The sequence below is a fragment of the Streptomyces sp. SID486 genome (assembly GCF_009865385.1).
Lineage (GTDB): Bacteria > Actinomycetota > Actinomycetes > Streptomycetales > Streptomycetaceae > Streptomyces.
The window spans coordinates 1-7,341 of record NZ_WWJT01000170.1; the positions used below are offsets into that span (position 1 = coordinate 1).

Sequence of the window (7,341 nt, forward strand, 5' to 3'; positions counted from 1 at the left end):
CGCCGGGCGCCGGGCCCCGGTCCGGCCGCGGCCGGTCCGCACCGCCCGCGACGCGGTCACCACCGCCGCCCGCCACCTGCGCGGGCTCGGCTTCCGGGACGTCCGCCGCGCCGACCGGTGGCCCCCGGGCGGTACCGGGCTCGCGGCCCGCGGGCTCCTCGCCCGGGTGGACCCGAGCGGGCGGCCGGCCGACCCGCGGGACGTGGAATGCCTGTGGCTCACGGCGATGGCCGAGTCCGCCGCATGCGTGTACTTCTCACTGGCCGGTTACGCGCCGGACGCCCGGGTCCGCGCCGACGCGCTGGACGTCCCGCTCTTCGTGCTCGGTCCGACGGGGGTGCCGCGTCCCGTCAACGCGCCGGCCGTGGCGCTGGACGCCACGGCCGGCCGATAAGGCACCCGCGAGGACGGTCAGCCGCCGGATCCCGGCTCCGGGGCGCCGTACCGCTCCCGCAGCTCCACCTTGCGCACCTTCCCCGACACCGTCATCGGGAAGGAGTCGAGGATCCGGAGCCGGCTGGGCACCTTGTAGTGCGCGAGCCGGCCCGCGCAGAAGGCCCGCAGTTCCTCCAGGGTGGGCGGGGCCGCGGGGTCGCTCGGGATGACACAGGCGAGGACCTCCTCGCCGTACCGCTCGTGCGGCGCCCCGACGACCTGGACGTCCCGGATCCCCGGGTGGGCGTGGAGGAACTCCTCGATCTCGCGGGGGTAGACGTTCTCGCCGCCGCGGATGATCATGTCCTTGATCCGGCCGACGATCTCGACGTAGCCGTCCTCGCGCATCACCGCGAGGTCCCCCGTGTGCATCCAGCGGCCCGCGTCGATCGCCTCGGCCGTCCTGTCCGGCTCGTCCCAGTAGCCGAGCATCACGCCGTAGCCGCGGGTGCACAGCTCGCCCGCGGCGCCCCGGGGCAGGGTCGCGCCGGTGGCCGGGTCGACCACCTTGACCTCGATGTGCGGCAGGACCCGGCCGACCGTGCCCGTGCGGTGCTCCAGGTCGTCGTCCGTGCGGGTCTGGAGCGAGACGGGGGAGGTCTCGGTCATGCCGTAGCAGATGGAGACCTGCTCCATGTGCATCTCGGCGACGACCCTCTTCATCACCTCGGCCGGGCACGGCGAGCCCGCCATGATGCCCGTGCGCAGACTGGAGAGGTCGTGGTCGGCGAAGTCCGGGAGGCTCAGTTCGGCGATGAACATGGTCGGGACGCCGTACAGGGAGGTGCAGCGCTCCCGCTGCACCGCCTCCAGGGTGGCCCTCGGGTCGAAGGAGGGGGCGGGGATGACCACGCAGGCGCCGTGCGAGGTCGCCGCCAGGTTTCCCATGACCATGCCGAAGCAGTGGTAGAAGGGCACCGGGACGCAGATCCGGTCCTGCTCGGTGTAGGCGATCGTCTCCCCGACGAAATAGCCGTTGTTGAGGATGTTGTGGTGCGAGAGGGTGGCGCCCTTGGGGAAGCCCGTCGTGCCGGAGGTGTACTGGATGTTGACGGGGTCGTCGCAGGACAGCTCCGCGAACGGGGCGCCGCCGGACTCCCGGGCGAGCAGCGCCTCCCAGCTCGGGTCGCCGAAGTAGACGGTCTCCCGCAACTGCGGGCAGTCACCGCGCACTTCCTCGGCCATCGCCCGGTAGTCGCTCGCCTTGTGGCGGAGCGAGGCGAAGAGGAAGCGGACGCCCGCCTGACGGAGGACGTAGGCGACCTCGTGCGTGCGGTAGGCCGGGTTGATGTTCACCATGATCGCGCCGATGCGCGCGGTGGCGTACTGGACCAGCATCCATTCCGGGCAGTTGACCGCCCAGATGCCCACGCGGTCCCCCTTGCCGACACCGCTCGCCAGCAGCGCGTGCGCCAGCCGGTCGACGTCGGCGCCGAAGGCGGCGTAGGTCCAGCGCCGCCCGGACGGAACGTCGACGAGCGCCTCGCGGTCCGGCCAGGCGGCGACGGCCCGGTCCAGGTTGGCGCCGATGGTGTCCCCGAGGAGCGCGGTGGTCCCCGTTCCGTGGCTGTACGACGGCTGCCCGGTCACCGGAAGTCCTCCTCGCGGTACTCGTCGGCCGATCCGGCCGCCGTGGCCTCGCGCAGCTCGATCCGGCGGATCTTGCCGGACACGGTCTTGGGCAGGGCACCGAACTCCAGCCGGCGGATGCGCTTGTACGGGGCGAGCACCTGGCGGGAGTGCTCGAAGATCGCCTTCGCGGTGCCGGGGCCGGGCTCCCAGCCCTCGGCGAGGACGACGTACGCCTTGGGCACGGCGAGCCGCAGCGCGTCCGGGGCGGGGACGACGGCCGCCTCGGCCACCGCCTCGTGCTCCAGCAGCGCGCTCTCCAGCTCGAAGGGACTCACCTTGTAGTCGGACGCCTTGAACACGTCGTCACTTCGTCCGATGTAGGTGAGATAACCCTCTTCGTCCCGGGTCGCGATGTCCCCGGTGCGGTAGTAGCCGCCCGCCATGGCCTCCGCCGTGCGGTCGGGGTCGCCGTGGTAGCCGGTCATCAGGCCGACGGGCCGGTCGGAGAGGTCGAGGGCGATCTCGCCCTCGTCGACCCCGGGCGCGCCGGAGACCGGGTCGAGCAGTTCCACCCGGAAGCCGGGGCTGGGGCGGCCCATGGAGCCGGTCTTCAGCCGCTGGCCGGGGCTGTTGGAGACCTGCACCGCGGTCTCGGTCTGGCCGAAGCCGTCCCGGACGGTCACGCCCCAGGCGCGCCGGACCTGCTCGATGACCTCCGGGTTGAGCGGCTCGCCGGCCGCGACGACCTCGCGGGGCGGGGACTGGAGCCGGCCGAGGTCGGCCTGGATGAGCATCCGCCACACGGTCGGCGGGGCGCAGAAGGTGGTGACGCCGACCCGGTCCATCTCGGCCATCAGCCGGGACGCGTCGAAGCGGTCGTAGTTGACGATGAAGACGGTCGCCTCCGCGTTCCACGGGGCGAACAGGTTGGACCAGGCGTGCTTGGCCCAGCCGGGCGAGGAGATGTTCAGATGCACGTCGCCGGGCTTGAGGCCGATCCAGTACATGGTGGCCAGGTGCCCGACGGGGTAGGAGGTGTGGGTGTGCTCGACCAGCTTGGGCCGGGCGGTCGTGCCCGAGGTGAAGTAGAGCATCAGCGGGTCGTCGGCCAGGGTGGGGCCGTCCGGGACGAAGTCGGCGGGGGCCGCGTAGCCGTCCTCGTACGGCTCCCAGCCCTCCTCCGGCAGGCCGCCGACGGAGATCCGCGTGTAGGCGCCGGGCACGTCGTCGAACTTGGCGGTGTCCGCCGCCCGGACGATCACGTGCTTGACCCGGCCCCGCTCCACCCGGTCGCGCAGGTCCGCCGGGCCGAGCAGCGGGGTGGCCGGGATGACGACGGCGCGCAGCTTCATCGCGGCCAGCGCGGTCTCCCACAGTTCGGCCTGGTTGCCGAGCATGACGAGGACGCGGTCCTCGGCGGCGACGCCCCGGTCGCGCAGCCACCGGGCCACCCGGGTGGAGCGTTCGGCCAGTTCGGCGAAGGACAGCCGGGTCTCGGCGCCGTCCTCCTCGACGATGTGCAGCGCCGTGCGGTCGTTGCCCGCGGCGATCACGTCGAACCAGTCCAGCGCCCAGTTGAAGTGCTCCGGCCGTGGCCAGTCGAAGCCCCGGCAGGCGGTGGCGTAGTCCTCGCGGTGTTCCAGCAGGAAGTCCCGGGCCCCGCGGAACATCTCGGTCGCCGTCATCCATGTCCTCCTCAGTACCGGACCATTGCCGGGCGGCTCTCTGGCATCGTCTAATCCGTGATGCAGGTCTCACTACCCCCGAACGGGGGTGTGGACGGCCGAAAGGGCGAACTCGTGACGGCAGACGCGGTGGAGGCGGTGGAGATCGGAGCCGCGCTGGCCCGGCTGCGGCGCGCGACAGGGCTTCCCGTGGCCTTCGGCGGCCTGCTGGAGTCCGGCCGCCCGCAGATCCGCATCAGCGAGCTGAGCGGCACGACCACGGCCGCGCTGCGCTCGCTCGCGGTGACCTCCGGCAACGGCCTGGGCGGCAAGGCGGTGGCGCTGGCCCGGCCGTGCGCGGTGCCGGACTACCCCCGTTCGCGGCAGATCAGCCACGAGTACGACGTACCGGTGGCCGCCGAGGGCATCCACGCCGTGCTCGCGGTGCCGGTCGTGGTGCGGCACCGGGTGCGCGGGGTGCTCTACGGCGCGCTGCGCTCGGCCCGGCCGCTGGGCGACCGCACGCTGGGCGCCGCGGTGGCGGTGGCGCGGGACCTGGAACAGACGCTGGTGGTGCGGGACGAGGCGCGGGAGCTGCTGGCGGCGGCCCGGCCGGACGGGGCCGCCCCCGCCCGGGGGGCCGCCTGGGAGCAGGTGCGTGAGGCGCACGCGGCGCTGCGGGCGCTGGCGCCCCGGATCACCGATCCGCGGTTGCGGGGCGAACTGCTGGCGGCGTGCGGTCTGCTCACCGCGCCGCCGCGGGACGGCGGCGTGACCCTGGCGCCGCGCGAGCTGGACGTGCTGTCCTGGGTGGCGGCGGGGGCCACCAACGCGAGGGTGGCCGCGCGGCTGGGCATCGGCCCGGAGACGGTGAAGGGTTACTTGCGTTCGGCGATGCGGAAGCTGGGCGCGCACACGCGAGGGGAGGCGGTGACCGCGGCCCGTGGGGCGGGACTGCTGCCGTAGTCCGGAGGCGGTGAGGAAACCTTCCCATTCAACCGGCGTCGCTTTGAATTTCCCTCTGCTTGACCGTTTGTTATTTCCCTCACCACGGCTTCCGTCCGAATTTCAAGGATCGTTGCCTAGAATTTGGCCCGGACACGACACACGAGGGGAGCGGTGACCGTGCGACGGGACTTCCAGGAGCCTGCCAGGTGCCGCTCCGACCTGGTCATCGGCCGCGAGGAGTTGTTCGCCGGCGCCCGTGAGCAACTCGCCTCGGGGGGCAGTGCGCTGCTCCACGGCCCCGCCGGAATAGGGAAATCCACTGTCCTGCGGGCATTGGCCGAGGAATACGGCGCCACCGCGCACACCGTGTTGCGGTGCTCGGCCACCGAGTCCGAATCCCACCTTCCCTTCCTCGCGCTCGCCGACCTCCTCGGCCTGGTCCTCGACGACGTCTCCCCCCGGCTGCCCGCGGCCCAGCGCACCGCCCTGGAGTCGGCGCTCACCGGCCGGGGCGAGTCCAGCCTGCAGCGCGACGGCCTCGCTCTGCGCCTGGCCGTGCTCTCCGCGCTGCGCGCGCTCGCCGCGCACGGCCCGGTCCTGGTCGTCGCCGACGACCTCCAGTGGCTGGACCCGGCCAGCGCCGAACTCCTCGGCTTCGCCGCCCGGCGTCTGGGCGGCACACGGGTGCAACTGCTGTGCGCGGTCCGCACCGAGGGCCAGGACGGCCAGGAGTACGACCGTCACCTGCGGGCCTGCCCGCCCGGCACCCTCGCGGTCCGCCTGGGCCCGCTCTCCCGCACCCAGGTGGCCCAGCTGCTCGACCACCGCGGCCACGGCGGTCTGCCCCGCTCCACGGTCCGCGAGATCCACCGCACCAGCGGCGGCAACCCGCTGTTCGCCCTGGAACTCGGCCGCGCCCTCGCCGACAGCCCCACCCCGCCCCGGCCGGGCGAGCCGCTGCCGGTGCCGACCTCGCTGCGCGCCCTGGTGCTCAGCCGCCTGGACATGCTCTCGGTGGAGGCCCGCCGCACCCTGCTGGTGGCCAGCGCCGGTGCCCGCCCCACCCCGGCGCTGCTGCACGCGGCCGGCCGGGACAACGCCGAGGCCGAGTGCGCCCAGGCCGCCGAACTCGGCCTGCTGGCCACCGAGCCCGACGCTCCGGCCGTACGGTTCGCGCACCCGCTGATCTCCGCCGCGCTGTACGCGGAGGCACCGGCCCACGAACGGCGGGCCGCCCACGCCGCGCTGTCCACCGCCGCCTCCGACCCGATAGAGCGGGCCCGGCACCTGGCCCTGGCCACCACCGGCACCGACCCCGAGGTCGCCGCCCGGCTCGGCGAGGCCGCGGCCCTCGCCCGGGACCGCGGAGCACCGTCGGTCGCCGCCCAGCTGGGGCTGCTCGCCGCCCGCCACACCCCCGCTGACGGCACCCCCGGCCAGGAGGAGCGCCGGCTCGCCGCCGCCGAGGACGCGATCACCGCCGGCGAGGTGGACCTGGCCCGGGACATCGCCCGGGAGGTGCTGGTCCGGGCGACCGTGCCCGCCGACCGGGTACGGGCCTGGATCATCGTCATCGACACCGCCGGCCACACCATGGCCGAGGTGGACGCCGTCTTCCCGCAGGCCCTCGCCGACGCCGGTGACGACCCCCGGCTGCTGGCCCTGGTCCACTACCAGCTGGCCTGGCGGGCGCTGATCGTGGAGGGCGACTTCACCGAGGCCCGGGAGGCCGCCGCGCACGCCGCCGAACTGGCCGCGTTCGGCGCGGACCGGCGCACCGAGCTGCTCGCCCTCGCCTTCCAGGCCCAGACCGAGACCCTGATGGGGCATCCGGAGGCACCCCGCACCATCAGACGGGCCCTGCGGCAGCCCCAGGACCCCCGGGTGGCGTGGCATCACAACGGCGCGGGCAGCGCCCGGTTCCGCTGGCTGGTCATGGGCGACCAGCTGGCCGAGGCCCGGGCCACGGTCACCGCGCTGCTGCGCGAGGTCCGCCGGCGCGGCTCGGTGGAGAGCGAGGTGCACTTCCTGCGCGGGCTCGCCGAGACCGAACTGCGCGCCGGGCACTGCGGGCGCGCCCTGGACCTGGCCCGCGAGAGCCTGCGGCTGGCCCGGGACTCGGGCATCGGCGAGACCGCCTCGGCGATGCTCACCTCGCTCGCGGAGGCGTCCGGCGGCGATGTGGACCGGGCGCTGGCGCTGGCCCGGGAGGCGGTGGCGCACGCCGAGGAGGACGGCGACCAGATGTACCTCTCCCGGGCACTGGGCGCGCTCGGCTACGCCCAGCTGGTGGCCGGGGACCCGGCCGGCACCGTGCGCTCGCTGCGCCGGGTGCGCAGCCTGGAGCTGGGCCTCGGCATCACCGACCCGGCCCGGGGCCGCTGGCAGGGTGACCTCGCCGAGGCGCTGGTCCGCACAGGTGAACCCGCCGAGGCGCAGGACGTCATCGACGTCAGCCGGGAGCACGCGCTGCGGCTCGGCCGGGAGAGCGTCCTCGCGGTGCTCGACCGGTCCGAGGCCCTCGTGCGCGCCGCCCGCGGCGACCTGGAGGCCGCCGTCGCCCAGCTGACGTCCGCTCAGGCCCGGCTGGGCAAGCTCGGCTACGGCCTGGAGGAGGCACGGGCCGCGTTCGCGCTGGCCCGGCTGCCGGGCACGTACGGCGCCGAAGGCACGCGCCCGTGGCGGGAGGCCGACCGGGCGGAGGGCCGCAGGCCCGGGCCGG

5 protein-coding genes are annotated in these 7,341 nt (G+C 74.5%); 3 read left to right on the plus strand and 2 right to left on the minus strand.

Going from position 1 to position 7,341, the window contains the following annotated elements; translation table 11 throughout:
- Nucleotides 1-394, plus strand: a 394-nt coding sequence (locus GT045_RS08245; protein WP_237538442.1) for a hypothetical protein, incomplete at its 5' end; no start/stop codon positions are given.
- 17 nt (nucleotides 395-411) lie between these two features.
- Here GT045_RS08245 and GT045_RS08250 read toward each other — a convergent pair.
- A complete protein-coding gene (locus GT045_RS08250; protein ID WP_161333769.1) occupies nucleotides 412-2,025 on the minus strand; it encodes an AMP-binding protein in 1,614 nt (537 codons plus the stop codon).
- A complete protein-coding gene (locus GT045_RS08255; protein WP_161333770.1) occupies nucleotides 2,022-3,692 on the minus strand; it encodes an AMP-binding protein in 1,671 nt (556 codons plus the stop codon). Before GT045_RS08255 ends, GT045_RS08250 begins: the two co-directional genes overlap by 4 nt.
- Nucleotides 3,693-3,806: 114 nt before the next feature.
- Here GT045_RS08255 and GT045_RS08260 point away from each other — a divergent pair, with 114 nt between their 5' ends.
- On the plus strand, nucleotides 3,807-4,637 hold the full coding sequence (locus GT045_RS08260; RefSeq protein ID WP_161333771.1) for a LuxR family transcriptional regulator: 831 nt from the start codon (nucleotides 3,807-3,809) through the stop codon (nucleotides 4,635-4,637).
- A gap of 153 nt (nucleotides 4,638-4,790) precedes the next feature.
- Nucleotides 4,791-7,341: AAA family ATPase (locus tag GT045_RS08265; RefSeq protein ID WP_345942580.1), on the plus strand; the 2,551-nt coding region annotated here is incomplete at its 3' end.

Bases quoted from the DNA above. Each gene is read 5' to 3' on its own strand.
- GT045_RS08255 (WP_161333770.1), bottom strand. From the start codon at position 3,692: ATGACGGCGACCGAGATGTTCCGCGGGGCCCGGGACTTCCTGCTGGAA.